25 protein-coding genes are annotated in these 24,950 nt (G+C 61.3%); 23 read left to right on the top strand and 2 right to left on the bottom strand.

Going from position 1 to position 24,950, the window contains the following annotated elements:
- Nucleotides 1-110: 110 nt before the first annotated feature.
- From leuC to FG13_RS11705, 16 genes are all read left to right on the top strand, one after another.
- Nucleotides 111-1,514, top strand: a complete 1,404-nt coding sequence (leuC, locus tag FG13_RS11775; RefSeq protein ID WP_035821055.1) for a 3-isopropylmalate dehydratase large subunit — start codon at nucleotides 111-113, stop codon at nucleotides 1,512-1,514.
- A gap of 68 nt (nucleotides 1,515-1,582) precedes the next feature.
- Nucleotides 1,583-1,705, top strand: coding sequence for a lipoprotein (locus FG13_RS29450; RefSeq protein ID WP_010400408.1), 123 nt, complete (start codon nucleotides 1,583-1,585; stop codon nucleotides 1,703-1,705).
- Nucleotides 1,706-1,756: 51 nt separating this feature from the next.
- Entirely contained in the window at nucleotides 1,757-2,404 is a 648-nt protein-coding gene (leuD, locus tag FG13_RS11770; RefSeq protein WP_035821053.1) for a 3-isopropylmalate dehydratase small subunit, read from the top strand.
- A gap of 10 nt (nucleotides 2,405-2,414) precedes the next feature.
- Complete coding sequence (gene leuB / locus FG13_RS11765; protein WP_035821051.1) at nucleotides 2,415-3,485, top strand: 3-isopropylmalate dehydrogenase; 1,071 nt, start codon at nucleotides 2,415-2,417, stop codon at nucleotides 3,483-3,485.
- A 45-nt stretch (nucleotides 3,486-3,530) separates the two neighbouring features.
- The gene (gene asd / locus FG13_RS11760; protein ID WP_081922542.1) at nucleotides 3,531-4,658 is read left to right on the top strand and encodes an aspartate-semialdehyde dehydrogenase; all 1,128 of its coding nucleotides are present in this window, start codon (nucleotides 3,531-3,533) and stop codon (nucleotides 4,656-4,658) included.
- 250 nt (nucleotides 4,659-4,908) lie between these two features.
- Nucleotides 4,909-7,407: a FimV/HubP family polar landmark protein gene (locus FG13_RS11755; RefSeq protein ID WP_051958952.1), complete on the top strand. Its 2,499-nt coding sequence runs from the start codon at nucleotides 4,909-4,911 to the stop codon at nucleotides 7,405-7,407.
- Nucleotides 7,408-7,453: 46 nt separating this feature from the next.
- Entirely contained in the window at nucleotides 7,454-8,284 is an 831-nt protein-coding gene (gene truA / locus FG13_RS11750; protein ID WP_035821044.1) for a tRNA pseudouridine(38-40) synthase TruA, read from the top strand.
- A 28-nt stretch (nucleotides 8,285-8,312) separates the two neighbouring features.
- Complete coding sequence (locus FG13_RS11745; protein WP_035821042.1) at nucleotides 8,313-8,996, top strand: phosphoribosylanthranilate isomerase; 684 nt, start codon at nucleotides 8,313-8,315, stop codon at nucleotides 8,994-8,996.
- Nucleotides 8,989-10,239 carry a tryptophan synthase subunit beta gene (gene trpB / locus FG13_RS11740; protein WP_035821039.1) on the top strand — a complete coding sequence of 417 codons (1,251 nt, stop codon included), beginning with the start codon at nucleotides 8,989-8,991 and terminating at the stop codon, nucleotides 10,237-10,239. The genes FG13_RS11745 and trpB overlap by 8 nt, the downstream gene beginning before the upstream one ends.
- A gap of 101 nt (nucleotides 10,240-10,340) precedes the next feature.
- Complete coding sequence (gene trpA, locus FG13_RS11735; protein ID WP_035821037.1) at nucleotides 10,341-11,138, top strand: tryptophan synthase subunit alpha; 798 nt, start codon at nucleotides 10,341-10,343, stop codon at nucleotides 11,136-11,138.
- A gap of 197 nt (nucleotides 11,139-11,335) precedes the next feature.
- A complete protein-coding gene (gene accD / locus FG13_RS11730; protein WP_010400390.1) occupies nucleotides 11,336-12,208 on the top strand; it encodes an acetyl-CoA carboxylase, carboxyltransferase subunit beta in 873 nt (290 codons plus the stop codon).
- 101 nt (nucleotides 12,209-12,309) lie between these two features.
- Nucleotides 12,310-13,608, top strand: a complete 1,299-nt coding sequence (folC, locus tag FG13_RS11725; RefSeq protein ID WP_035821034.1) for a bifunctional tetrahydrofolate synthase/dihydrofolate synthase — start codon at nucleotides 12,310-12,312, stop codon at nucleotides 13,606-13,608.
- 24 nt (nucleotides 13,609-13,632) lie between these two features.
- Nucleotides 13,633-14,604, top strand: a complete 972-nt coding sequence (locus FG13_RS11720; RefSeq protein WP_035821032.1) for an SPOR domain-containing protein — start codon at nucleotides 13,633-13,635, stop codon at nucleotides 14,602-14,604.
- Nucleotides 14,605-14,624: 20 nt separating this feature from the next.
- Nucleotides 14,625-15,113: a CvpA family protein gene (locus tag FG13_RS11715; protein ID WP_035821029.1), complete on the top strand. Its 489-nt coding sequence runs from the start codon at nucleotides 14,625-14,627 to the stop codon at nucleotides 15,111-15,113.
- 38 nt (nucleotides 15,114-15,151) lie between these two features.
- Nucleotides 15,152-16,675, top strand: coding sequence for an amidophosphoribosyltransferase (gene purF / locus FG13_RS11710; RefSeq protein WP_034750508.1), 1,524 nt, complete (start codon nucleotides 15,152-15,154; stop codon nucleotides 16,673-16,675).
- 148 nt (nucleotides 16,676-16,823) lie between these two features.
- Nucleotides 16,824-18,065, top strand: a complete 1,242-nt coding sequence (locus FG13_RS11705) for a cystathionine gamma-synthase family protein (protein ID WP_035821026.1) — start codon at nucleotides 16,824-16,826, stop codon at nucleotides 18,063-18,065.
- A gap of 65 nt (nucleotides 18,066-18,130) precedes the next feature.
- On the opposite strand, the gene lexA is transcribed toward FG13_RS11705, so the two are convergent.
- Nucleotides 18,131-18,766, bottom strand: a complete 636-nt coding sequence (gene lexA, locus FG13_RS11700; protein WP_035821024.1) for a transcriptional repressor LexA — start codon at nucleotides 18,764-18,766, stop codon at nucleotides 18,131-18,133.
- Nucleotides 18,767-19,041: 275 nt separating this feature from the next.
- Here lexA and rpsF point away from each other — a divergent pair, with 275 nt between their 5' ends.
- The 7 genes from rpsF (at nucleotide 19,042) to FG13_RS11665 (ending at nucleotide 23,842) form a co-directional block, all read left to right on the top strand.
- Complete coding sequence (gene rpsF, locus FG13_RS11695; protein ID WP_034750499.1) at nucleotides 19,042-19,431, top strand: 30S ribosomal protein S6; 390 nt, start codon at nucleotides 19,042-19,044, stop codon at nucleotides 19,429-19,431.
- 20 nt (nucleotides 19,432-19,451) lie between these two features.
- Nucleotides 19,452-19,751, top strand: coding sequence for a primosomal replication protein N (gene priB / locus FG13_RS11690; RefSeq protein ID WP_034783455.1), 300 nt, complete (start codon nucleotides 19,452-19,454; stop codon nucleotides 19,749-19,751).
- A gap of 25 nt (nucleotides 19,752-19,776) precedes the next feature.
- Entirely contained in the window at nucleotides 19,777-20,067 is a 291-nt protein-coding gene (gene rpsR, locus FG13_RS11685) for a 30S ribosomal protein S18 (protein ID WP_010400024.1), read from the top strand.
- A 27-nt stretch (nucleotides 20,068-20,094) separates the two neighbouring features.
- Complete coding sequence (gene rplI, locus FG13_RS29445) at nucleotides 20,095-20,550, top strand: 50S ribosomal protein L9 (RefSeq protein ID WP_034783456.1); 456 nt, start codon at nucleotides 20,095-20,097, stop codon at nucleotides 20,548-20,550.
- A gap of 135 nt (nucleotides 20,551-20,685) precedes the next feature.
- Nucleotides 20,686-22,071: a replicative DNA helicase gene (locus FG13_RS11675; protein ID WP_034750488.1), complete on the top strand. Its 1,386-nt coding sequence runs from the start codon at nucleotides 20,686-20,688 to the stop codon at nucleotides 22,069-22,071.
- A 91-nt stretch (nucleotides 22,072-22,162) separates the two neighbouring features.
- Nucleotides 22,163-22,789: a DUF47 domain-containing protein gene (locus FG13_RS11670; protein ID WP_010400015.1), complete on the top strand. Its 627-nt coding sequence runs from the start codon at nucleotides 22,163-22,165 to the stop codon at nucleotides 22,787-22,789.
- Between the two features lie 42 nt (nucleotides 22,790-22,831).
- Nucleotides 22,832-23,842 carry an inorganic phosphate transporter gene (locus FG13_RS11665; RefSeq protein ID WP_034783457.1) on the top strand — a complete coding sequence of 337 codons (1,011 nt, stop codon included), beginning with the start codon at nucleotides 22,832-22,834 and terminating at the stop codon, nucleotides 23,840-23,842.
- Between the two features lie 47 nt (nucleotides 23,843-23,889).
- Here FG13_RS11665 and FG13_RS11660 read toward each other — a convergent pair whose 3' ends face one another.
- Complete coding sequence (locus FG13_RS11660; RefSeq protein WP_035821020.1) at nucleotides 23,890-24,786, bottom strand: MBL fold metallo-hydrolase; 897 nt, start codon at nucleotides 24,784-24,786, stop codon at nucleotides 23,890-23,892.
- Nucleotides 24,787-24,950: the final 164 nt, after the last annotated feature.

The following is a 24,950-nucleotide window of genomic DNA, read 5'->3' as shown; positions in this document are numbered from 1 at the left end:
CTGGGGCGGCTTTTGGTTCTGCATTGCACAATATATGGCATAATCATTGCCGATCCCTTCGATCAGTACGACAGATCACTTAAACAGGCTGTGGCAACGCTGCATATATCATGATGAAGACGCTTTACGACAAACTCTGGGAATCCCACGTTGTTCGGGCCGAAGATGATGGCACGACAATTTTGTATATCGACCGGCACCTGCTGCACGAAGTTACCAGCCCGCAAGCCTTCGATGGCCTCAGCGTGGCGGGCCGCCAGCCGTGGCGCATTTCCGCCAACCTGGCCGTGGCCGACCATAATGTGCCGACCACCAGCCGGGTCGAAGGCATTGCCGACCCCGTTTCGCGCCTGCAGGTGGAAACGCTGGACAAGAACGCCAAGCACTACGGCTTGACCTACTTCAACATGAACGACAAACGCCAGGGTATCGTGCACGTGATCGGCCCGGAACAGGGCGCGACCCTGCCCGGCATGACAGTCGTCTGCGGCGACTCGCACACGTCCACGCATGGCGCCTTCGGTGCGCTGGCGCACGGCATCGGCACGTCCGAAGTGGAACACGTGCTGGCCACGCAAACCTTGCTGCAAAAGAAATCCAAATCCATGCTGGTGCAAGTCGACGGCGCCTTGCCGGCCGGCGTGACGGCGAAAGATATCGTGCTGGCCATCATCGGCAAGATCGGCACGGCCGGCGGCACGGGCTACTGTATCGAGTTCGGCGGCTCGGCCATCCGCGCGCTGTCGATGGAAGGTCGCATGACGGTGTGCAACATGGCCATCGAGGCGGGCGCGCGCGCCGGCATCATCGGCGTGGACGACACCACCATCAATTATGTCAAGGGCCGCCCGTTTTCGCCGGCCGGCCCGCACTGGGAACGGGCCGTGGCCTACTGGCGCACCCTGCATTCGGACCCGGGCGCCCGCTTCGACCTCGTCGTCACGCTCAACGCGCAAGAAATTCAACCGCAAGTGACGTGGGGCACGTCGCCGGAAATGGTCATCGGCATCGATGGCCGGGTGCCAGACCCGGACAATGAAAAAGACAGCGTCAAGCGCGACGCCATCGAAAAAGCCCTCGTCTACATGGCCCTCAAACCGAACACGCCGATCACCGACGTGCGTATCGACAAGGTCTTCATCGGCTCCTGCACCAATTCGCGCATCGAGGATTTGCGTGCGGCCGCCGCCGTGGTGCGCGGCAAGTACCGCGCCTCCAACGTGACCCTGGCGCTGGTGGTGCCCGGTTCCGGCCTCGTCAAGGATCAGGCCGAACGCGAAGGCCTGGACCGCATCTTCAAGGATGCCGGCTTCGAATGGCGCGAGCCCGGTTGCTCCATGTGCCTGGCCATGAATGCGGACCGCCTGGAGCCGGGCGAACGCTGTGCGTCCACCTCGAACCGCAACTTCGAAGGCCGGCAAGGGCAGGGCGGCCGTACCCACCTGGTGTCGCCCGCGATGGCGGCCGCGGCGGGTATCGCCGGCCACTTTGTCGACGTGCGGGGATTGCGATGACGGCAGGGACTGGCGCCGCTGGTTTACACTAGCGGTATCAGTCCCATCTTTCTTATCGAGAACTCATCATGAAAAAACTCTTCGCCCTCCTCATCGCCACCGTGATCCTGTCTGGCTGCAACACCGTCTCCGGCATAGGCCGCGATGTGCAGAAAGTCGGCCAGGTTGTCACTGGCGCCGGCGGAAAATAAACCGCGACGTGCCGGCGCCCTGCGCCGCGCGTCTTACCGAGTAGAAACAGCATGGATAAATTTACGATTTACGAAGGCCTGGTCGCCCCGCTGGACCGCGCCAACGTCGACACCGACGCGATTATCCCGAAGCAATTCCTGAAATCGATCCACCGCAGCGGCTTCGGCCCCAACCTGTTCGACGAATGGCGCTATCTCGACCATGGCGAACCGGGCCAGGACAACAGCCGCCGCCCGCTGAACCCGGAGTTCGTGCTCAACGAGCCGCGCTACCAGGGCGCGTCGATCTTGCTGACGCGCAAGAACTTCGGCTGCGGCTCCTCGCGCGAACACGCGCCGTGGGCACTCGATCAATATGGCTTCCGCGCCATCATCGCGCCTTCCTTCGCCGATATCTTCTTCAACAATTGCTACAAGAACGGCTTGCTGCCCATCGTGCTGTCGGAAAGCCAGGTCGAGCACCTGTTCAATGAAGTCAAGGCGTTCCCCGGCTTCAAGCTGGTGGTGGACCTGGAACAGCAATGCGTGCGCACCAGCAACGGTTCTGTGTCGTATCCGTTCGAGATCGACGCCTTCCGCAAATATTGCCTGATGAATGGCCTTGACGATATCGGCCTGACCCTGCGCCACGCCGACGATATCCGCGCCTTCGAAGAACGGCATCTGACCAATCAGCCCTGGCTGGCCAACGTTATCTAAAGATCATTCCATGAAAATTGCAATCTTACCCGGCGACGGGATCGGTCCTGAAATCGTCGCGCAAGCCGTCAAGGTCTTGAATGTGCTGGGCGAATCGTTCGAGCTGGAAACGGCGCCCGTGGGCGGCGCCGGCTATGCGGCCCATGGCCACCCGCTGCCGGAAGGTACTCTGGCGCTGGCGAAAGCGGCCGATGCCGTGCTGTTCGGCGCCGTGGGCGACTACCAATATGACAACCTCGAGCGCCAGTTCCGTCCCGAGCAGGCGATTTTGGGCTTGCGCAAGAACCTGGGCCTGTTCGCCAACCTGCGTCCCGCGATTCTGTATCCGGAACTGGCGGGCGCCTCGACCCTGAAGCCGGAAGTGGTGTCGGGCCTCGATATTTTGATCATCCGCGAATTGACGGGCGACATTTATTTTGGCCAGCCCCGTGGCGTGCGCGAGTGCCCGGATGGTCCGTTCAAGGGCCAGCGCGAAGGTTTTGACACCATGCGCTATGCGGAAGGCGAGATCCGCCGCATCGCCCACGTGGCTTTCCAGGCTGCGCAAAAGCGCGACAAGCGCCTCACCAGCGTGGACAAGGCGAACGTGCTGGAAACCTTCCAGTTCTGGAAAGACATCGTCATCGACGTGCACAAGGAATACCCGGATGTTGCACTCGATCATATGTATGTCGACAACGCGGCCATGCAACTGGTGCGGGCGCCGAAGAAATTCGACGTCATGGTGACCGGTAACATGTTCGGCGACATTTTGTCGGATGCGGCCGCCATGCTGACGGGCTCGATCGGCATGTTGCCGTCGGCCTCGCTGGACGCCAACAACAAGGGTCTGTACGAGCCATCGCACGGCTCGGCGCCCGATATCGCCGGCAAGGGCATCGCCAATCCGCTGGCGACGATTCTTTCTGCCGCCATGATGCTGCGCTATTCGCTGAACCGCGAAGAGCAGGCAAACCGCATCGAGGCAGCCGTCAAGCACGTGCTGGCGCAGGGCTTGCGCACGGCCGACATCCACGAAGCGGGCACGACTTTGGTCGGTACCGAGGCCATGGGTGATGCAGTTGTAAAAGCTCTGGGATAAAATAGTCTAATGACGGCAGTCGCCGTCTCATCTTGAGGAATGGTAATGAAATTAGTTGGCTTGGTAGGTTGGCGCGGTATGGTCGGTTCGGTCCTGATGCAGCGCATGCAGGAAGAGGGCGATTTCGCCCACATCGAACCGGTGTTTTTCACGACGTCGAACACGGGCGGCTCGGCGCCGGCCATGGCGAAGAATGAAACCATCCTCAAGGATGCCAACAACATCGCCGAACTGTCCAAGTGCGACATCATTATTTCCTGCCAGGGCGGCGACTATACGAGCGCTGTCTTCCCGCAGCTGCGCGCAGCGGGCTGGAATGGCTACTGGATCGATGCGGCCTCGACCTTGCGCATGGAAAAAGACGCCGTCATCGTGCTCGACCCCGTCAACCTGCACGTCATCAAGGATGCGCTGGGCAAGGGTGTCAAGAACTACATCGGCGGCAACTGCACCGTGTCGTGCATGATGATGGGCCTGGGCGGCCTGTTCCAGCACGACCTGATCGACTGGATGACGTCGATGACCTACCAGGCGGCATCGGGCGGCGGCGCGCAGCACATGCGCGAACTGCTGACGCAATTTGGCACCATCAACGGCTCCGTCAAGGCGCTGCTGGACAACCCCGCTTCCGCCATTCTGGAAATCGACCGCCAGGTGCTGGCTACCCAGCACGGCTATTCCCCGGATGAAATCAAGCAGTTCGGCGCGCCGCTGGCCGGCAACCTGATCCCGTGGATCGACAAGGACCTGGGCAATGGCCAGTCGAAGGAAGAGTGGAAAGCGGGCGCGGAAACCAACAAGATACTGGGCCGCGGTCTCGATTTTGGCACCAAGGAAATTCCAGTCGACGGCCTGTGCGTGCGCATCGGCGCCATGCGCTGCCATTCGCAAGCCTTGACCATCAAGCTGAAAAAAGACGTGCCGCTCGATGAAATCAACGACATCATCGCCAGCAACAATCAATGGGTCAAGCTGGTCCCGAACACGCGCGAAGCGTCCGTGCGCGACCTGTCGCCGGCAGCCGTCACGGGCAGCCTGACGATTCCTGTCGGCCGCGTGCGCAAGATGAGCATGGGTGGCGAATACCTGTCCGCGTTCACCGTGGGCGACCAGTTGCTGTGGGGCGCGGCCGAGCCGCTGCGCCGTATGTTGCGTATTTTGCTGGACGCGTAAGCGCCACAAATTGCTGATCAAGATCAAGCCGGGGCTGTTTTCCCGGCTTTTTTTTCGTCCTGAGCCCGTCAAGGCTCAACCATGCGGAGCTTGCATAGCTCTGGGCATGATGATATGTTGATACCTCTGGAAAAGTAACAGTTTTCCCATGTCAACTAAGATGCCGCCAACTATGCCTGTACACACTCGTCCCCGGGTCGCCTCCCTTGCCATTCAAACACTCAGCAGCGCTGTCGCCTGCGCGGTGTTATTGTCACCGGCGGTATCCGCAGCCGAGCTGGGCAAGATCACGGTGCTGTCCGCCGCCGGCCAGCCGCTGCGCGCCGAGGTCGAATTATCGGCCGTCAAGCCAGGCGAGGCGACCAGCCTGCTGGCCAAGCTGGCGCCGCCTGACGCTTACCGCCAGGCCAACGTGGAATTCAATCCCGCCCTGAATGCGCTGACGTTTGCCGTGGAAAACCGCAACGGCAAGTCCTTCATCCGCATCAGTTCGGCGCAACCGGTTGCCGAGCCCATGGTCGACCTGCTGCTGGAACTGAGCAGCAAGAGCGGCCGCCAGGTGCGCGAATATGCGTTCGTGCTCGACACGCCGGAAGCGCGCCAGACGCGCGGCGCGCAAGTGACGGCGCCAGTCGAGCCGGGCAAGGCCAAGCCGGCCGCCGCTGCCGCCGCCGAGACTGCGCCGCCCGCCGCGAAAAAGGCGGCAGGAGAGTACAAGGTCAAGGCGGGCGACACCCTGAGCCGCATCGCGAGCGAACTGAAGCCATCTGGCGTTTCGCTCGACATGATGCTCGTCGCCCTGTACCGCGCCAATCCCGACGCCTTCAAGGGCGAGAACATGAACCGCATGCAGGCCGGGCGCATCCTGGCCGTGCCGGGCGCGGACACCGTGCGCGCCACCGGCGCGGCCGAAGCGAAGGGCATCGTGACGGCGCACGCCATCGATTTCGACGCCTACCGCAACAAGCTGGCGGGCCAGGTGTCGCAAAGCAAGCCGGCCAAGGCCGCGCAAGCGACGCAAAGCACGGCTGGCAAGATCGGCGCGACGAAGGTGCAGGAAAAGCCGACGGCCGTGAGCGAATCGCAAGACAAGCTGAAGCTGTCGAAGGCGGAGCCGGCGGCCAAGTCGGCCGGCAAGAGCGCCGTCGCCAGCGAAGAAGACAAGATCGCCAAGGCGAAACAGGTCGATGAAGCGGCTGCCCGCGTCAAAGAGCTGGAAAAGAACGTCAGCGACCTGGAAAAGTTGATGGCCGTCAAGAGCAAGGCCATGGCCGACAAGAGCGCGCCGGCACCCGCCAAGCCAGCCGAGGCCGCTGCCAGCGCATCGGTTAGCGCGCCTGCCAGCGCCGTTGCCAGCGCACCGGCCGAAGCCCTGCCACCCGTGCCGAAGGCGAAACCGGTGCCGCTGGTGAAAAAACCATCGCCGCTGGAACCGACCTTTGCCGACAAGATCAACGACCACCTGGGCGCCATCGGCATCGGCCTGGCCGCGCTGCTGGCCGCCGTGGCCGCGCTGGTGATCGCGCGCCGCCGCAAGGAGACGCCGCCGCCCTCCGAAGCTATCGCTCCCGTGCTGGAGCCGGAAGCGCCAGTGGCGCCGCCGACGACCGGCCTGGCGCCGGAAGACCAGCAGTCCGAAGCGAGCAACCACCTGTTCGGCACGGGTGCGGCCGCTGCCGGCGTGGCCGCCGCAGCGGGTGCCAGCATGCTCGATGCGAATGAAACCGACCCGGTCGCCGAAGCGGACGTGTATATTGCCTACGGCCGTGACGGCCAGGCGGAAGATATCCTCAAGGAAGCCTTGCGCATCCACCCCGAGCGCCATGCTGCGCGCTTGAAATTGCTGGAAATCTATTCGGCACGCAACGACGTGCGCGCGTTTGAAGACCAGGCCAGCGAGCTGTACAGCCTGACGCGCGGCCAGGGCGAAGAGTGGCCGCAGGCGGCCGCGCTGGGCCTGGCGCTCGATCCCACCAATCCCCTGTATGGCGATACGGAAGACGACGCCGTCGTCAGCCTGAGCAAGAGTGTTGGCGACGATTTGCACGGCCAGAGCATGGATTTGTCCGACGACTTGTCGACTCCTGCGCCCGCGCCGCTGGCCGAGCTGGCGCCGGCCGAGCCGGTGTCGTCCGTGGCGGCCCGCGACGTGCGCGATCCCCTCGATTTTGACCTCGACAGCCTCGATTTCGAGCCCGTCTCCACCAGCGATCCGATCGTCATGCCGGGGCCGGACAGCAAGCCCGTCTCCGCCGCGCACGATGCGCAGTATGACGCCAGCATGGATTTCGGCCTGGACTTGGAGCCGCCAGCCGGCCCCGTGAATGGCGTGGGCGCCGGCTTGACGCCTTTGCCTGATCCCTTGAAGGATGTCGACCTGGCCCATTTCGACCTCGACGAGCCGGTGGCGCCCGCTGCCGCGCCGGTCGCGGCGGCCGAGCCTTCCATCGACAGCCTGTTTGACGATGCGCAAACGCCCGCCACCTTGCCGGAAGCCATACCGCCGGCACAGGAGTTCGACCTGTCCGGCATCGACCTGGACCTCAACGATGGCAAGACGGCCAGCGTGGGCGTGGACGACCCGCTGTCGGCCATCCACATGGAAATGGATACCAAGCTGGACCTGGCGATCGCTTACCAGGAAATCGGCGACAAGGAAGGCGCGCGTGAGCTGATCGATGAGGTCATCAAGGGTGGTAGCGAAGAGCAGGTCAAGAAGGCGAATACCATGCGCGCTTTGCTGAGCTAGCAATGCCCGCCGGCGCGGCAGGCTGCTGCGCCGGTATAATGCTTCGATGCAAAATATTACGACAGCAACGCCACTCAAGCGTATCGTCCTCGGCCTGCAGTACGACGGCACGGCCTGGCACGGATACCAGAAGCAGGAAGATGGGCAAACGGTGCAGGACCAGCTGGAAAACGCGCTGGAGCAGTTCGCCCGCGTGCGCCTGGCCACCACTTGCGCCGGCCGCACGGATACGGGCGTGCATGCGCTCGAGCAAGTCGTGCACTTCGATACGGACCTGAACCGCGACGTGCACTCGTGGGTGCGTGGCGTCAACGCCTTCCTGCCGAAATCCATCGCCGTGCGCTGGGCCAAGGAACTCGAAGGTGATCCGACGGTCAATGACTTCTTCCACGCCCGTTTCAGCGCCCGTGCGCGCACCTATCATTATGTGTTGTACAACAACGCTACCCGTTCGCCGCTGGTGGAAGGGCGTGCCGGCTTCTTTTTCCGCCCGCTCGACGTAGAGCTGATGCGCCAGGCCGTGCAGCCGCTCTTGGGCTGGCACGATTTCACGGCCTTCCGCGCCGCGCAATGCCAGGCCAAGTCGCCTGTCAAGCTCATGCATGACATCCGCATCGAGCGGCGCGGCGATTGCGTGATTTTTACGATTACGGCCAATGCCTTCCTGCACCACATGGTGCGCAACCTGGTCGGCTCGCTCGTCTACATCGGCACGGGGCGGGAAAAGCCGGAATGGCTGGGGCATCTGCTGGAAAGCAAGGACCGCCACGCTGCCGCGCCCACCTTCATGCCGGACGGCCTGTACCTGGCGCAGATCGATTACGATCCGAAATGGGCATTGCCGCAGGACAGCAGTAGCGCTTTGCCCTGGTTTTGATCTGCATCAAATCAAGTAAAGGATTGCCATGCCTCGCACACGCATCAAGATCTGCGGCCTGACCCGCGCCGAAGACATCCAGGCCGTCGTGGCGGCCGGCGCCGACGCCATCGGCTTCGTGTTCTATCCGAAAAGTCCCCGCTACGTCACGCCCGAACAGGCAGCTGTCCTGATCGCCGCCGTGCCGCCCTACGTGACGACGGTGGGCCTGTTCGTCAACGCCACGGTGGAAGAAGTGCGGGCAACGAAGGCCGTGGCGCCTTTGTCACTGCTGCAATTTCATGGCGACGAGACGCCAGAACACAGCGCCGCGCTGGCTGGCGCCGTGAATACGCCGTTTACGCAAGTGTTCCGCGTCAAACCCGACACCTCCTTTGAAGATTTGCTAGAATACGAACAGCGCTATCGCGCCGCCAGTCCCTTGTTCTCCAGCCTCTTGCTCGATACCTATGTGGATGCCTATGGCGGTGCAGGAAAGGTATTTGATTGGTCCCTCATTCCAAAAGAACTCGCGCCTCGGGTCGTTTTAAGTGGTGGCTTGAGCGTACAAAACGCGACTGACGCAGTGGTGCGCGTGCGCCCTTACGCCGTCGATATCAGCAGTGGTGTCGAAGCGTCCAAGGGCATCAAGGACGCATCCCGAGTCCGCGCGTTTATCGCCGCGGTGCAGGATGCCGATGCCATCATTGCCAGAGGAAACAACCATGAATGACCACACCACCGCGCCCGGCGCAGCCGCCGCATTGTTCCACGCCACCGATTACCCGTTTCCCGACCTGCGCGGCCACTTCGGTCCGTACGGCGGCTCCTTCGTTGCCGAAACGCTCACGCATGCGCTGGCGGAGCTGAAAGACGCCTACGCCCGCTACAGCGTCGATCCGGAGTTCCTCGAAGAATTCCGCTACGAGCTGAAGCACTTCGTCGGCCGCCCATCGCCGATCTACCACGCCAAGCGCTGGTCCGAGCTGGCCGGCGGCGCGCAGATCTATTTCAAACGCGAAGACTTGAACCACACGGGCGCGCACAAGATCAATAACGTGATCGGCCAGGCCTTGCTGGCCAAGCGCATGGGCAAGCCGCGCATCATCGCCGAGACGGGCGCCGGCCAGCATGGCGTGGCCACGGCCACCATCTGCGCCCGCTTCGGCCTTGAATGCGTGGTCTACATGGGCAGCGAAGACGTGAAGCGCCAGGCGCAGAACGTGTACCGCATGAAATTGCTGGGCGCGACCGTCGTGCCCGTCGAATCTGGTTCCAAGACCCTCAAGGATGCGCTGAACGAAGCCATGCGCGACTGGGTCACGAACATCGAAAACACGTTTTACATCATCGGCACCGTGGCAGGCCCCCATCCGTATCCGATGATGGTGCGCGACTTCCAGTCCGTGATCGGCGAGGAATGCCTGGTGCAGATGCCGGAAATGACGGGCCGCCAGCCCGACTACGTGCTGGCCTGCATCGGTGGCGGCTCGAACGCCATGGGCATCTTTTACCCGTATATCGACCAGAAAGATGTAAAACTGATCGGCGTGGAAGCGGCTGGCGAAGGACTGGACACGGGCAAGCACTCGGCGTCGCTGACGGCCGGCTTCCCGGGCGTGCTGCACGGCAACCGCACCTATCTGCTGCAAGATGACAATGGCCAGATCATCGAGACGCATTCCGTCTCGGCCGGCCTCGACTATCCGGGCGTGGGTCCGGAACACGCGTGGCTGAAAGACTCGGGCCGCGCGCAATACGTGTCCATCACGGATGACGAGGCGCTGCAGGCTTTCCACGACTGCTGCCATATCGAAGGCATCATCCCGGCCCTGGAATCGTCGCACGCACTGGCCTACGCGGCCAAGCTGGCGGCCACCTTGCCGAAAGACCAGATCGTGCTGGCCAACCTGTCGGGCCGTGGCGACAAGGACATGCATACCGTGGCGGAGCGCATGGGATTGAATTTCTCTTAACCCCAAAGCAAGAACCGGGGTCGGACCCTCAGGGTCCGACCCCAGCATTTGTCGTTGGGTTTGAAAAATATTCCATCTATTTACCGTCAAGAAAGATCACCATGTCCCGTATCGCCACCACCTTTGCCAATTTAAAATCGAACAACAAGACCGGCCTGGTCACTTTCATCACCGCCGGCGACCCCGGCCCTGACGCCACCGTGCCGCTGATGCACGCGCTCGTCGAGGGCGGCGCCGATGTGCTGGAACTGGGTGTGCCGTTTTCCGACCCCATGGCCGAAGGTCCCGTCATCCAGCGGGCCTGCGAGCGGGCATTGAAATTCAATGTCGGCATCCACGACGTGTTCGGCTACGTGCGCCAGTTCCGTGAAACGAACCAGACGACGCCCGTGGTGCTGATGGGCTATGCCAACCCGATCGAGCGCATCGGCAGCGCCGCCTTCATCGCGGCGGCGCAAGCGGCCGGCGCCGACGGCGCCATCGTCGTCGACTATCCGCCGGAAGAGTGCGAGGAATTCGCGGCCGCCATGCGCGCAGCGGGCCTCGACCTGATCTTCCTGCTGGCGCCCACCTCGACGGAAGAGCGCATCGCGCAAGTGGCCAAGGTTGGCGGCGGCTTCAGCTACTATGTGTCGCTCAAGGGCGTCACGGGCGCCGGCAACATTGATACGGAACAGGTGGCGGAGCGCCTCGCTGCCATCCGCCAGCATGTAAAATTGCCTATCGGCGTGGGCTTCGGCATCCGCGATGGCGCCACGGCCAAGGCCGTGGCCAAGGTGGCCGATGCCGTCGTGATCGGCAGCCGCATCATCCAGGAGATAGAAAATGCCCCAGAAGGCGGCGCCGTCGACGCCGTGCGCAGCTTTACGGCAGGCATCCGCGCCGCACTGGACGCCTGAGCAAGCTTGTTGTTTACGCAAGCTCGGGTGGCGGCAAAGTTCGACAGCCCGGCGATAAACGGCTACACTTCGGCCACTGATTTGCCTGTTATTGTGCAATAGATAAAATTTTTGGTGGCGCCCTGCGGGGCGTCGCCGTTTACCGTCTGCCGGGGGCGTCCACCGACGCTACCCCTACAAGGGCCCAAGGAGAAAATATGAGTTGGTTGGAAAAACTGCTGCCACCGCGCATCCAGCGTTCGGACGCCGCCGCGCGCAAGACCATGCCGGAAGGCCTGTGGGTCAAGTGCCCGTCGTGCGAAGCCGTGCTGTACCGTACGGACCTGGAATCGAATTTGCACGTGTGCCCGAAATGCGACCATCACATGCGCATCCGCGCGCGTGAACGCCTCGACAGCCTGCTCGACGCGGGCGGCCGCTATGAAATCGGCCAGGAAATCCTGCCTGTCGACACCTTGAAATTCAAGGACAGCAAGAAATACCCGGATCGCCTGAAGTCCGCCATGGAAGCGACGGGCGAGACGGATGCGATGGTCGTCATGGGCGGCGCCATCATGAGCCTGCCGGTTGTCGTGGCGTGCTTCGAATTCGAATTCATGGGCGGCTCCATGGGTTCCGTCGTGGGCGAGCGTTTCGTGCGCGGCGCGCAAATCGCGCTGGAACAGAAAGTGCCGTTCATTTGCATCACCGCCACCGGTGGCGCGCGCATGCAGGAAGGCTTGCTGTCCCTGATGCAGATGGCCAAGACCACCGCCATGCTGACCAAGCTGTCGGAAAAGAAATTACCATTCATCAGCGTGCTGACCGACCCGACCATGGGCGGCGTGTCCGCCTCGTTCGCCTTCATGGGCGACGTCGTGATCGCCGAACCAAAAGCGCTGATCGGCTTTGCCGGCCCGCGCGTGATTGAAAACACCGTGCGCGAAAAACTGCCGGAAGGCTTCCAGCGCGCCGAGTTCCTCGTCACCAAGGGCGCCGTCGACATGATCGTCGACCGCCGCAAGATGCGCGAAGAAATCGCCCGCTTGCTGGCCTTGTTGCAAAACCAGGCTGTCGAAGTACTGGCGTAACGCCAAAGTAACAGGCCGGGCGGTGTCCGCAGGACACGCCCGGTTGCCACGCTACACCGTCTGCGCGCCGCGCGCACTGTCTCCTCATCAAGAAGTCTCCCATGCAAAACCTCCCCACCACCTTGCCGGACTGGCTCGCCATGCTGGAAACCCGCCATTCGGAAACCCAGATCAACATGGGCCTGGACCGCGTGCAAGCCGTCAAGGCGCGCATGCAACTGGCTTTTACCTGCCCCGTGATCATGGTGGCGGGCACGAATGGCAAGGGTTCCACCTGCGCCATGCTGGAATCCGTGCTGTTGCGTGCCGGCTACAAAGTGGGGCTGTACATCAAACCGCACTTTCTCGATTTTAACGAGCGCGCACGCGTGCTGGGCGAGATGGCCAGCGATGAGCAGATCGTCGCCAGCTTCCATGCCGTCGAAGCCGTGCGCGGCGACACGCCGCTGACGTATTTCGAATTCACCACCCTGGCGATTTTGCAGCTGCTGTCGCAGGCGAAGCTGGACGTGGCCATCCTGGAAGTGGGCCTGGGCGGGCGCCTGGACGCCGTCAACGTGATCGACGCCGATGTCGCCATCGTCACCAGCGTCGACATCGACCACACGGATTACCTGGGCGACACGCGCGAAGCGATCGGCTTTGAAAAGGCCGGCATTTTCCGTCCGGGCAAGGCGGCCATCTGCAGTGACCCCGTGCCGCCGCAGTCGCTGATCGACCATGCCGAGGCCATCGGCGCCGACCTGTGGCTGATGGGCCGCGATTTCAATTATTCGGGCGACAAGCAGCAGTGGAACTACGGCGGGCGCGAGCAGCGCCGCAATTCGCTCGCGTATCCAAGCTTGCGCGGCGCCAACCAGATACTGAATGCGACGGCCGTGCTGGCCGCCTTGGAAGTGCTGAAGCTGAAACTCCCCGTGGGCGCGCAGGAAGTGCGCACGGGCCTCGTAACGGTGGAACTGCCGGGCCGCTTCCAGGTCTTGCCTGGCCGCCCCAGCGTGATCCTCGACGTGGCGCACAATCCCCACGCGGCCTCGGCGCTGAACCAGAACCTGGGCAATATGGGTTTCCACCCGTACACCTATGCCGTGTTCGGCTCCATGCAGGACAAGGATATCGATGGCGTATTGGCGGCGATGAGCGAACACGTCGACCACTGGTGCCTGACGGGCCTGCCTTCGCCGCGCGCGGCCACGGCTTCCGAGCTGGCCGCCAAGGTACAGATCATGCTCGAAGACAAGCCCGACAGCAGCGAACATACTGTGTCTATTTTCGATGATCCGGCACAAGCTTTTGCAAATGCAATGAGCCGGGCCGGTGAGAATGATAGAATTGTGGTCTTTGGTTCTTTCCTCACCGTTGCCGGCGTGATGAAGGCCCGAAAATCCTCACTTCACTGAAACGCACTCGACTGAAAATCACGCATGGGCTTGTTCTCGAAACTGTTTAAAAACAAGCAAGAATCCTCTGGCGAAGACAGCGGCTTTTATGTCCCTGGCGAAGCACAGTCGCCGACCCGCAAGCGCGCAGCCAACACCTCCGGTGGCGGTGGATCGCGCCGTGGCGGCAAGGAAGCGCCGGATCCGGTCTTGCCTGAAAAAAAGCGCGCACGCCGCCGCCTGGTCGGGGCCATTGCCCTGGCCCTGGGCGTGGCTGTCGGCTTGCCGATGCTGCTCGATTCCGAGCCGAAGGCGCCGTTCAACGATATCGCCATCGACATTCCGTCCAAGGAAAAGGCTGTTGCGCCTGCACCGGCGCCCGTGCCGGCCGTCCCGGCGCAAGCTGCAGCGAATGGCCTGGACCAGTCCGAGGAAATCGTCGATACGCCGCTGCCGCCTGCGGCCAAGCCGACGCCCACACCGGCACCCATGCTGGCCGCCGCCCAGCCTGCAACGGTCAAGCCAACTTATGTGGAACCGAAACCCGAGCCCAAGCCTGTCAAGGTGGAGCCGAAACCGGAACCGAAACACGAAAGCAAGCCCGAGCCGAAACACGAGTTCAAGCCCGAGCCCAAGCATGAAGTAAAACCGGAAGCCAAGCCCGAACCGAAGCCTGCCAAGCCGGCGCAATCGGCCGACGATGCCGCGCGCGCGCTGGCGATTCTGGAAGGCAAGCCACAAGACAAACCGCAAGAGAAGGTGCAGGACAAGGCGCACGACGCCGGCAGCGGCAAGTTCGTGGTGCAGGTGGCGGCCCTGGCGACGCAGGACAAGGTCGACGAATTGCAGGACAAGCTGCGCGAAGCGGGCATCAAGTCGTACACGCAGAAAGTCTCCAGCCCGGCGGGCGAGCGCATCCGCGTGCGCGTGGGCCCGTTCGGCAGCCGCGAAGACGCCGAAAAGACCCGCGCCAAGCTGCAAAAGCTGGGCCTGGGCGGCAGTCTGGTGCCGGCGTGATGTTGCAAGGCTGAGCGCGCGTGACGATCTTCGATTACCTGGTGCTGTTCGTGCTGGTGACGTCCGTGCTGATCAGCATGATGCGTGGCCTGGTCAAGGAAATACTTTCATTGGTCAGCTGGGTCGTGGCGTTCGTCATTGCCAACGCCTATGGCGCCACCCTGGCGAAATTCCTGCCGGAAGCCGTGCCGGGCGAGGCCATCCGTTTGTTGCTGGCCTTCGTCGTGCTGTTCATCGGCGTACGCATTTTGATGGGATTGCTGTCCATGACGGTCGACGCGCTCGTCAAGGTGACGGGCCTGAGCCTGGCCGACCGCACCCTGGGCACCCTGTTCGGCGTGGCGCGGGGGCTTGTGATCGTGTTGACCGCCGTCATCTTGTGTGGCATGACGTCTATACCGCAGCAGCCATTCTGGAAAAACGCGCAGCTCAGCCCGCTCGCGGAGCAGGGCGCGCGCGCCATCAAGCCTTATCTGCCTGCCGCTTACGCGCAGCATGTGAAATTTTGAATTTTTTTAAAATCAGTAGCACAGTTTAGGAGCACACCATGTGTGGCATCGTCGGCGTCGTTTCCCATCAACCTGTCAATCAATTGCTCTATGATGCATTGTTGCTCCTGCAACATCGCGGTCAGGACGCGGCAGGGATTGCGACCAATCACAGCAGTATGTTTTCCATGCACAAGGCCAATGGCCTCGTGCGTGACGTCTTCCGTACGCGCAACATGCGTTCGCTGCAAGGCACGACGGGCATCGGCCATTGCCGCTACCCGACGGCCGGTTCGTCGAGCGAAGAGGAAGCACAACCGTTCTATGTGAATGCGCCGTTCGGCATCACCCTGGCGCACAATGGCAACCTGACCAACTGGGAACAGTTGAAGCTGGAAATGTTCAAGAACGACCGCCGCCACATCAATACCGATTCCGACTCGGAAGTGCTGCTCAACGTGCTGGCGCATGAAATCCAGGAAGCGACGACGGGCCTGAACCTGGACCCGGAAGCCATCTTCAAGGCCGTTACCGTGCTGAACCGCCGCGTCAAGGGCGGTTATGCTGCCGTGGCGCAAATCGCCGGCGTGGGCTTGCTGGCCTTCCGCGATCCGCATGGCATCCGTCCGCTATGCCTGGGCATCAATGAAACGGAGCAAGGTCCCGAATACCTGATCGCTTCCGAATCCGTGGCCCTGGAAGGCATGGGCTTCCGCTTCGTGCGCGACATCGGTCCCGGCGAAGCCGTGTTCATCGATGCCGACAAGAAATTGCACAGCGCCCAGTGCGCCGACAATGCCAGCCTGAACCCGTGCGTCTTCGAATTCGTCTACCTGGCCCGTCCCGACTCCGTCATCGACGGCGCCTCCGTGTACGCCACGCGCCTGAAAATGGGCGAATACCTGGCCGAAAAGATCCGTGCCGAGTTGCCAGGCGTGCATATCGACGTGGTCATGCCGATTCCCGATTCCTCGCGTCCGGCCGCCATCCAGCTGGCCATGGCGCTGAACATCGAGTACCGCGAAGGCTTCATCAAGAACCGCTACATCGGCCGTACCTTCATCATGCCGGGCCAGGCGGCACGCAAGAAATCCGTGCGCCAGAAGCTCAACGCGATCCCGTCCGAATTCAAGGATAAAGTGGTGCTGCTGGTCGACGATTCCATCGTGCGCGGCACCACCAGCCGTGAAATCGTGCAGATGGCGCGTGAAGCGGGCGCGACGAAAGTCATCTTCGCCTCGGCAGCGCCTCCGGTGATCTACCCGAACGTGTACGGCATCGACATGCCGACGCGCGACGAACTGATCGCCTACGGCCGCACGACGGAAGAAGTGTGCCGCGAAATTACGGCCGACTACCTGGTCTACCAGGATATCGGCGCGCTGAAGCAGGCGATTGCCGACGTCAACCCGGCGCTCACCAACTTCGAAGCATCGTGCTTCGATGGCGTGTACGTGACGGGCGACGTGTCGCAGGAATACCTGGACCGCCTGGAATATGCGCGCCACCATCCGAAGGCGGCAGCGCCCGAAGATACGCCACGTTCCCAGCTGAACCTGAACCTGGCGACGACAGAAGCATAAGTACCTGCCCGGCCGATGCCGGGCTTTTTTTCGGGGTCAGACCCGTCGGGGGAATGCGCGCCAGTGGTGCGCATTCCGATCCCGGAGGGACTGACCCCAGCATTTGCCTTGGGGTTACGTGGCAAATCGAATATTCGGAATTCTCACCATGACCACCAAAAAAACCTACGGCTTTACCACCACCATCCTGCATAACGACCGCCGCAAGGGCATCGAGCATGGCTCTTTGCACAAGCCCGTGCACACTTCCGTTGCCTTCGGCTACGCCGATGCGCGCCAGCTCGCGTCTGTGTTCCAGGGGAAAGAGCCGGGTTTCCGCTACGGCCGCCAGGGCAATCCGACCGTCTCCGCGCTGGAAGACAAGGTCAACAAGATGGAAGACGGCGTGGCGACTCTGTGCTTCGCCACCGGCATGGGCGCCATCGGCGCCGTGGTGCAATCGTTGCTGCGCGCGGGCGACCATGTCGTGTCGTCGGCCTTTTTGTTTGGCAACACCAACAGCCTGTGGCAAACGGTGACGGGGCAGGGCATCGGCGTGTCCTTCGTCGACGCCACCGATGTCGCCAACGTGGCGGCTACCATCACGCCGGCCACGCGCATCGTCTTTGTGGAAACCATCGCCAATCCGCGCACGCAGATCGCCGACCTGGCAAAAATCGGCGACTTGTGCCGCGAGAAGGGCATCTTGTACATCGTCGACAACACCATGACGACGCCTTACCTGTTCCGCCCGAAAGCCGTGGGCGCGGGCCTGGTGGTCAATGCACTGACGAAATCCATCGGCGGCCACGGCAACGCCCTGGGCGGCAGCTTGACGGACACGGGCGTGTTCGACTGGACGCGGTATCCGAACATTTTCGAGAACTACAAGAAGGCGGCGCCGGCGCAGTGGGGCATCGCGCAAATCCGCGCCAAGGCCTTGCGCGACTTCGGCGCTTCGCTGGGGCCGGAAGCGGCGCACCATATCGCCGTCGGCGCGGAAACCATGGCCTTGCGCATGGACCGCACCTGTTCCAATGCCCTGGCGCTGGCCACCATGTTGCAAGCGGACCCACGCGTGGCGGCAGTGCATTACCCAGGGCTGGCGTCGCACCCGCAGCATGCGCTGGCCACCGACTTGTTCCGCAGCTATGGCTCGCTGTTCAGCTTTGAGCTGAGGGATGGCATCGACTGCTTCGATTTCCTCAATCGCCTGAATTTGGCTATTCCAGCGAGCAACCTGGGCGACACGCGTACCCTCGTCATTCCCGTCGCCCACACAATTTTCTATGAGATGGGTGCCGAGCGCCGCGCCAGCATGGGCATTGCCGAATCCCTGATCCGCGTGTCGGTGGGTATCGAGGATGAGGCAGACTTATTGGAAGATTTCAGCAGCGCGCTGGATGCATAAGCAGCCGCGCATGTAAAAAGGGCCGCGACAGTCATGCTGTCGCGGCCCTTTTTTACGCTGAAAGCTTAATGCCAGCTGCGCATCAGTCCGACGGCCAAACCTTCCAAAGCAAACTCGTCTTCCGGTGATACGGTGATCACCTTGAAGTCCGGGTTTTCCGGCAGCAGTTCGATGACGGAACCCGTTTTCTTGTAGCGCTTGACGGTGACTTCGTCGCCGATGCGGGCGACGACGATCTGGCCGTTCTTGGCGCTGTCGACCTTTTTCACGGCCAGTAAATCGCCATCCATGATGCCGGCGTCGCGCATGGACCAGCCGCGCACCTTCAGCAGGAAGTCGGGTTTGGCCGAGAACAGGGCCGGGTCGACGTTGTAGCTCGCTTCCAGGTTTTCCTGTGCCAGGATGGGCGAGCCGGCGGCCACCCGGCCGATCAGGGGCAGCGACATCAGCAACGCTGCCGGCACTTTCGATGGCGCCGCTTCGGCGGCCGCACCGATCAGGCGGATGCCGCGCGAGGTGCCGGGCGAAATCTCGATCGCACCCTTGCGGGCCAGGGCCTGCAAATGCTCTTCGGCCGCGTTGGCCGATTTGAAACCCAGTTCATTGGCGATTTCGGCACGGGTGGGAGGAAAGCCCGTGTTTTCAATCGCGTCTTTGATCAGGTTCAGGATTTGTTCTTGTCGTGCTGTCAGCTTGATCATGAGCGGTGGGTGCATACTAAAATGCTGTCTATATGAACAGTCTGTATTTTTGTACAGTATCGTCCACTATGCAAGGGGATTTCCGTGTTTTCGGCGAATTTCGCAAGAAATAGTCGGCCATTGGCGGAAAGCACGCTGGCGCACGGTCTTTTCGGACGCTGGTGGAAGGAATGATTGAAACGTTTGCAAAAGGCGGTTATAATCTTCGGCTGACCTTCCCACACCCGTCTTGACGCCGGGGTGGGCGATTATCAATCCGACCTGAAGGAGTTTGCATGCGTCATTATGAAATAGTCTTTATCGTCCATCCGGACCAAAGCGAGCAAGTGCCCGCGATGATCGAACGCTACAAAGCCAGCGTAACCACCCGCGGCGGTTCGGTTCACCGCGTGGAAGATTGGGGCCGCCGTCAAATGGCTTACTCGATCCAAAAGCTGCCTAAAGCACACTACATCTGCCTGAACATCGAATGCGACAACGAGACCCTGGTCGAGTTGGAAACAGCATTCAAATTCAATGATGCCGTGTTGCGTCACCTGACCGTTAAAATGAAGAAAGCTGAAACAGCTCCTTCGCCGATGATGAAATCGGTACAACGCGAAGACGCGGCCAAAAGCCACCGCACCGAAGCACCAGCAGCCGCTCCAGCCGCAGCAGCAGCTTAATTCTTGACCAGGATCGTGCGCTGAACCAGCTACAAGTCACCGCCATCATTGCCGAGCGCGAAATATTGCGCTATACCCCGGCAGGGCTGCCGATTGTGAATGCAGTATTGCAACACAGTTCGCAGCAGATGGAAGCAGGGATTGCCCGTTTGACCGAGTTTGATGTTGCCGCGCTAGCCGCTGGCGAAATTTCAGGCCGGTTCAGTCAGGCAAGCTTGGGCGGGGTATATCAGTTCACGGGTTTCCTGGCCAGGAAGAGCCGCAACAGCAAGAGTTTGGTGTTTCACATCATTGATTTTAGTGCAGTCAATTCTGACTAGCGCATTTTAGATACAGGAGCCTGACATGGCATTCGGTAAAAAGTTCGACAAAAATAAGCTCAAGCTTAAAGAAAAACGCAAACAGCAAAACCCGTTGTTCAAACGCAAGAAGTTCTGCCGCTTCACCGCAGCTCACGTTGAGCAAGTCGACTACAAAGACGTCGACACGCTGAAAGACTTCGTCCAAGAAAACGGCAAGATCATGCCAGCACGCCTGACCGGTACCAAAGCGCACTACCAGCGCCAAGTTGACACCGCAATCAAGCGCGCTCGCTTCCTCGCGCTGCTGCCATACACCGATCTGCACCACGCTTAATCGGTCAGATATTCCTGGAGAAGAACTATGCAAATCATTCTGTTAGAAAAAGTTGTTAACGTCGGTAACCTCGGCGAAGTCGTCAAAGTCAAAGACGGTTACGCACGTAACTTCCTGATCCCGCAACGCCTGGCACGTCGTGCTACGGCAACCGCTGTGGCTGAATTCGAAGTCAAGCGCGCCGAACTGGAAAAAGCTGCTGCCGCCAAACTGGCCGCATCGCAAGCCCAGGGCGAAAAACTGAGCGGCCTGACCGTTCAAGTTGCTCAAAAAGCTGGTGTTGATGGCCGTCTGTTCGGTTCCGTCACCAACTTCGACATCGCTGAAGCGCTGACCAAGCAAGGTTTTGCTGTTGAAAAAGCACAAATCCGCATGCCTACCGGCCCGCTGAAGATCGTTGGCGAGCACAACGTTTCGGTTGCTCTGCACACCGACGTGGTTGTGGAAGTTGTTATCGCTGTCGTTCCAGACGCGAACGCGTAATTGTCTGCGGGCCTGGCCCGCAAGCATTGCCGCACTATGAAAAGCCGGGTTCGCCCGGCTTTTTTGTGGCCTTTTTTTCGCTCAATTTCAGCCCTTTATTTTTGCCAGCACGCCGAAGCGGGTATAATTCGCGCCATGAACGCCCCCTCTGATCCGCAACTGGATTCCCTCCGTATTCCGCCGCATTCGATCGAAGCAGAACAATCCGTTATCGGTGGTCTGCTGCGCGACAATGCCGCATATGACCGCATCGCCGACTTCATGCATGCGGAGGATTTCTATCGCTATGACCATCGCATCATCTTCGAGCAAATCGTCAAGATGGTTAACGCTTCCAAGCCAGCCGATGTCATTACTGTTTTTGAAACCCTGACCCAGCTCGGCAAGGCCGATGATGTGGGCGGACTCGCTTACCTGAACGCCATGGCGCAAAACACGCCATCGGCCGCGAACATCCGGCGCTACGCCGAGATCGTGCGCGACCGCGGCGTGCTGCGCAAACTCATCACCGTCGCCGACGATATCTCCGGTACGGCCTTCAGCCCGCAAGGCAAGGAAGTCAAGCAGATGCTTGACGAGGCCGAATCGAAGATTTTCGCCATCGCCGAAGAAGGCGCGCGCGGCGCCCAGGGCTGGACCGCCATCCAGCCCCTGCTGACACAGGTGGTCGAGCGCATCGACGAGCTGTACAGCCGCGACAACCAGAGTGAAATCACGGGCGTGCCCACCGGTTTCATCGACCTCGACCGCATGACCTCCGGTCTGCAGCCGGGCGATCTGGTGATCGTGGCGGGCCGTCCATCGATGGGCAAGACGGCGTTTTCCGTCAACATCGGCGAAAACGTGGCCATCGACAGCGGCTTGCCCGTGGCCGTGTTCTCGATGGAGATGGGCGGCGCCCAACTGGCCATGCGTATGCTTGGCTCCGTCGGGCAGCTCGACCAGCACCGCCTGCGTACTGGTCGCCTGAACGACGAAGACTGGCCGCGCCTGACGAATGCGATCCAGAAGATGAACGACGCGCAGTTGTACATCGATGAAACGCCGGCGCTCAACTCCATCGAATTGCGCGCCCGCTCGCGCCGTTTGTCGCGTCAATGCGGCAAGCTGGGCCTGATCATCGTCGATTACTTGCAGCTGATGTCGGCCAATACGCCGGGCGACAACCGCGCCACGGAGATTTCCGAGATTTCGCGGGGCTTGAAAGGCCTGGCGAAAGAACTCGGTTGTCCCGTGATCGCGCTGTCCCAGCTGAATCGCTCGCTGGAACAACGTCCGAACAAACGTCCCGTCATGTCCGACTTGCGCGAATCGGGCGCTATTGAGCAGGATGCCGACGTGATCCTGTTCATTTACCGCGACGAGGTGTATAACCCCGACTCGCCAGACAAGGGAACGGCCGAAATCATCATCGGTAAACAACGTAACGGTCCAATCGGCAGCATCCGCCTCACCTTCATGGGGCAGTACACCAAATTTGGCAATTACAGTGGTGGCCTGGCGCTTTACCAAGGCGACTAACACAGCAGCACTGATATTCCATTGGCCGCCCCCTCATACGGGGCGGCTTTCTGTAGTAAATAACACGACTCAATGCTTAACGGAGAATGACATGTTTGGACGCTTGATGCCCACTGAGGGCAAGTTTTTTGAATTGTTTAACCAGCACGCGGAACTGTGCGTCAAGGGCGCGAAAGAGATGCTCGGCCTGATGACCAATTTCGACGACCTGGAAAACCGCGTACATGCGATCGAAAGCATCGAGAAACAGGCGGACAAAGTCACCTACGCCACCGTGGAAATGCTGCACAAGACCTTCATCACGCCGATCGACCGCGATGACATCCATCAGCTGATCACGCGCCAGGACGACATCCTCGACCTGCTGGAAGATGCGGCGCAAACCGTCTCGCTGTACGACCTGAAAGCCGTCACGCCGGAAGCCAAGCGCCTGGCCGAACTGGTGCTGGCCTGTACCGAAAAAGTGCGCGACGCCGTCGCCATGCTGCACAACATGGACAACTCGCGCAAGATCGTCGCCATCTGCGAAGAGATCGACCGCCTGGAATCGGACGCCGACCACGTGATGCGCGCCGCCATGTCCAAGCTGTTCCGCGACGAGCCGGACGTGCGCAACCTGATCAAGCTGAAAGCGATCTACGAAATTCTGGAAACCGTGACCGACCGTTGCGAAGATGTGTCCAATATTATCGAAGGCATCATCGTCGAAAACGCGTAAGCGTTGGGCCTGTCCTGAACCAGAATCAGAAAAGAAACTACAATGACCATACAAATCAGCATCTACGTGCTAGGCCTGTTGATCGTCCTCGCGCTGCTGTTTGACTTCATGAACGGCTTCCACGATGCCGCCAACGCGATCGCCACGGTGGTCTCGACGGGCGTATTGAAACCGCAGACCGCGGTTGCCATGGCCGCCACGTTCAACTTCGTCGCCATCTTCGTGTTCCACCAGCTGACCGTGGCCGCCACGGTGGGCAAAGGAACCATCGATCCGGCCGTGATCGACCAGTACGTGATCTTCGGCGCGCTGATGGGCGCCATCTTCTGGAATTTGTTTACCTGGTACTACGGCATTCCCTCGTCGTCCTCGCACGCGCTGATCGGCGGCCTGGTGGGCGCCGCTGTCGCGAAGTCCGGCACGGGCGCGCTGGTCGCCGCTGGCCTGTGGAAAACCGTGGCCTTCATCGTCATCGCACCGGTACTGGGCTTCGTGTTCGGTTCCATCATGATGCTGCTCGTGTCGTGGATTTTTGTCCGTTCGACGCCGCGCAAGGTCGACAAGTGGTTCCGCCGTTTGCAACTGGTATCGGCCGCCGCCTACAGCCTGGGCCACGGCGGCAACGATGCGCAAAAAACCATCGGCATCATCTGGATGCTGCTGATCGCCGCCGGTTATTCCAGCGCGGCCGATGCCATGCCGCCGATGTGGGTCATCATCTCGTGCTACACGGCCATCAGCTTCGGCACCCTGTTCGGCGGATGGCGCATCGTCAAGACCATGGGCCAGAAGATCACCAAGCTCAAACCGGTGGGCGGCTTCTGCGCCGAAACGGGCGGCGCGATCACCCTGTTCGTCTCGACGGCGCTGGGCATTCCCGTGTCGACCACGCACACCATCACGGGCGCCATCGTCGGCGTCGGCTCGTCGCAAAAAATGTCGGCCGTGCGCTGGGGCGTGGCGGGCAATATCGTCTGGGCCTGGATCTTCACGATTCCTGCGTCCGCTTTCGTGGCAGCAGTCGCGTGGTGGATTGGCCACCACATCATGTGATGGATAGCCAACGCCAGTAAAAAGGGAGCCTTGCGGCTCCCTTTTTTTTATGCGCCGGCCAGTTCCACCGTCAGCCCCTCACAGGCGAGGAACACCTGCAAGCCGGCCAGGCGGCTCGCATAGCGGTCCATCACGTCGGCAAACACGGCTTCGAGCTGCTCGTCGCTGCGGGTCGGTTCGTGGTGGGTGCAGTACAGGCGCCGCGCGCCGCAGCGCAGGGCCAGGTCGAAGGCGGCGTCGAAGGTGCCGTGGCCCCAGCCCTGCTTGCCCGGGTATTCCTCGCGCGTGTACGAACAATCCATGATCAGCGCGTCGACGCCGGCGACCAGCGCGTCGATGCCGGCCTGGCGCTGCGCATTGCGCGCCGCGCAGGCCGCATGCTCGGCATGGCCGGGCGGATGCAGGTTGTAGAACGGTTCATGGTCGCCGCTGAAAAACAGCGCGGCGCCGCCGCAGTCGATGCGGTAGCCGAGGTTGATGACCGGATGGTTCATTTCCGCTCCGCGCACGCGCGCGCCGCCCACCTCGACGGCTTCGCCGGGTGCCAGGGTGCGGTACTCGATGCAGGCCGCCATGGCCGCTTCGCTGACGGGAAAATAGCTGTTTTGCAGCTGCACCGCCATCACGTGCTCGATGCCGCGTCCGGCGGCCGCATCGTGGGCGCCGTGCAGGCGCATGCGGTTGCCGGCCACGAACAGGGGCGAAAACATGGGCAGGCCGTGGATGTGGTCCCAGTGGCTGTGCGTAATGAAGACGTGCGCGTCGACGGGTTCGCCTGGCGGCAGGTGCTGCGCCAGCGAGAAGATGCCGCTGCCCGCATCGAGAATGATCAGGCTATCGTTGTCGGTGCGCACTTCGATGCACGTGGTGTTGCCGCCGTAGCGCGCCGTGCGCGGGCCGGGGGAGGGGATGGAGCCGCGCACGCCCCTGAACGTGAATTTCATTCAGTACCTTGTTACGGTGTAATTATTGTTGATTCTATTCTAATTAATAAGATTGGCGGCAACATTTATGCGTGTTGCGATACGGAAAGTTATTTCATTTTGTTGTAACTAAGTAATGTACAGTGTGCGGGACGGCCGTTACACTGGCGCTTGCCGGTTTCCCT

This window comes from Janthinobacterium sp. RA13, from assembly GCF_000745325.1.
Taxonomy (GTDB): Bacteria; Pseudomonadota; Gammaproteobacteria; order Burkholderiales; family Burkholderiaceae_D; genus Janthinobacterium; species Janthinobacterium rivuli.
Note: the sequence above shows the minus strand (reverse complement) of the source record. Positions and strands in the feature narration are given on the sequence as shown.

Bases quoted from the DNA above. Each gene is read 5' to 3' on its own strand.
- trpA (WP_035821037.1), top strand. From the start codon at position 10,341: ATGTCCCGTATCGCCACCACCTTTGCCAATTTAAAATCGAACAACAAG.
- rpsR (WP_010400024.1), top strand. From the start codon at position 19,777: ATGGCATTCGGTAAAAAGTTCGACAAAAATAAGCTCAAGCTTAAAGAA.
- trpB (WP_035821039.1), top strand. From the start codon at position 8,989: ATGAATGACCACACCACCGCGCCCGGCGCAGCCGCCGCATTGTTCCAC.
- FG13_RS11660 (WP_035821020.1), bottom strand. From the start codon at position 24,786: ATGAAATTCACGTTCAGGGGCGTGCGCGGCTCCATCCCCTCCCCCGGC.
- FG13_RS11675 (WP_034750488.1), top strand. From the start codon at position 20,686: ATGAACGCCCCCTCTGATCCGCAACTGGATTCCCTCCGTATTCCGCCG.
- purF (WP_034750508.1), top strand. From the start codon at position 15,152: ATGTGTGGCATCGTCGGCGTCGTTTCCCATCAACCTGTCAATCAATTG.
- leuC (WP_035821055.1), top strand. From the start codon at position 111: ATGATGAAGACGCTTTACGACAAACTCTGGGAATCCCACGTTGTTCGG.
- folC (WP_035821034.1), top strand. From the start codon at position 12,310: ATGCAAAACCTCCCCACCACCTTGCCGGACTGGCTCGCCATGCTGGAA.
- FG13_RS29450 (WP_010400408.1), top strand. From the start codon at position 1,583: ATGAAAAAACTCTTCGCCCTCCTCATCGCCACCGTGATCCTGTCTGGC.
- leuD (WP_035821053.1), top strand. From the start codon at position 1,757: ATGGATAAATTTACGATTTACGAAGGCCTGGTCGCCCCGCTGGACCGC.
- FG13_RS11670 (WP_010400015.1), top strand. From the start codon at position 22,163: ATGTTTGGACGCTTGATGCCCACTGAGGGCAAGTTTTTTGAATTGTTT.
- leuB (WP_035821051.1), top strand. From the start codon at position 2,415: ATGAAAATTGCAATCTTACCCGGCGACGGGATCGGTCCTGAAATCGTC.
- lexA (WP_035821024.1), bottom strand. From the start codon at position 18,766: ATGATCAAGCTGACAGCACGACAAGAACAAATCCTGAACCTGATCAAA.
- FG13_RS11720 (WP_035821032.1), top strand. From the start codon at position 13,633: ATGGGCTTGTTCTCGAAACTGTTTAAAAACAAGCAAGAATCCTCTGGC.
- rpsF (WP_034750499.1), top strand. From the start codon at position 19,042: ATGCGTCATTATGAAATAGTCTTTATCGTCCATCCGGACCAAAGCGAG.
- accD (WP_010400390.1), top strand. From the start codon at position 11,336: ATGAGTTGGTTGGAAAAACTGCTGCCACCGCGCATCCAGCGTTCGGAC.
- FG13_RS11745 (WP_035821042.1), top strand. From the start codon at position 8,313: ATGCCTCGCACACGCATCAAGATCTGCGGCCTGACCCGCGCCGAAGAC.
- truA (WP_035821044.1), top strand. From the start codon at position 7,454: ATGCAAAATATTACGACAGCAACGCCACTCAAGCGTATCGTCCTCGGC.
- FG13_RS11705 (WP_035821026.1), top strand. From the start codon at position 16,824: ATGACCACCAAAAAAACCTACGGCTTTACCACCACCATCCTGCATAAC.
- rplI (WP_034783456.1), top strand. From the start codon at position 20,095: ATGCAAATCATTCTGTTAGAAAAAGTTGTTAACGTCGGTAACCTCGGC.
- FG13_RS11665 (WP_034783457.1), top strand. From the start codon at position 22,832: ATGACCATACAAATCAGCATCTACGTGCTAGGCCTGTTGATCGTCCTC.
- asd (WP_081922542.1), top strand. From the start codon at position 3,531: ATGAAATTAGTTGGCTTGGTAGGTTGGCGCGGTATGGTCGGTTCGGTC.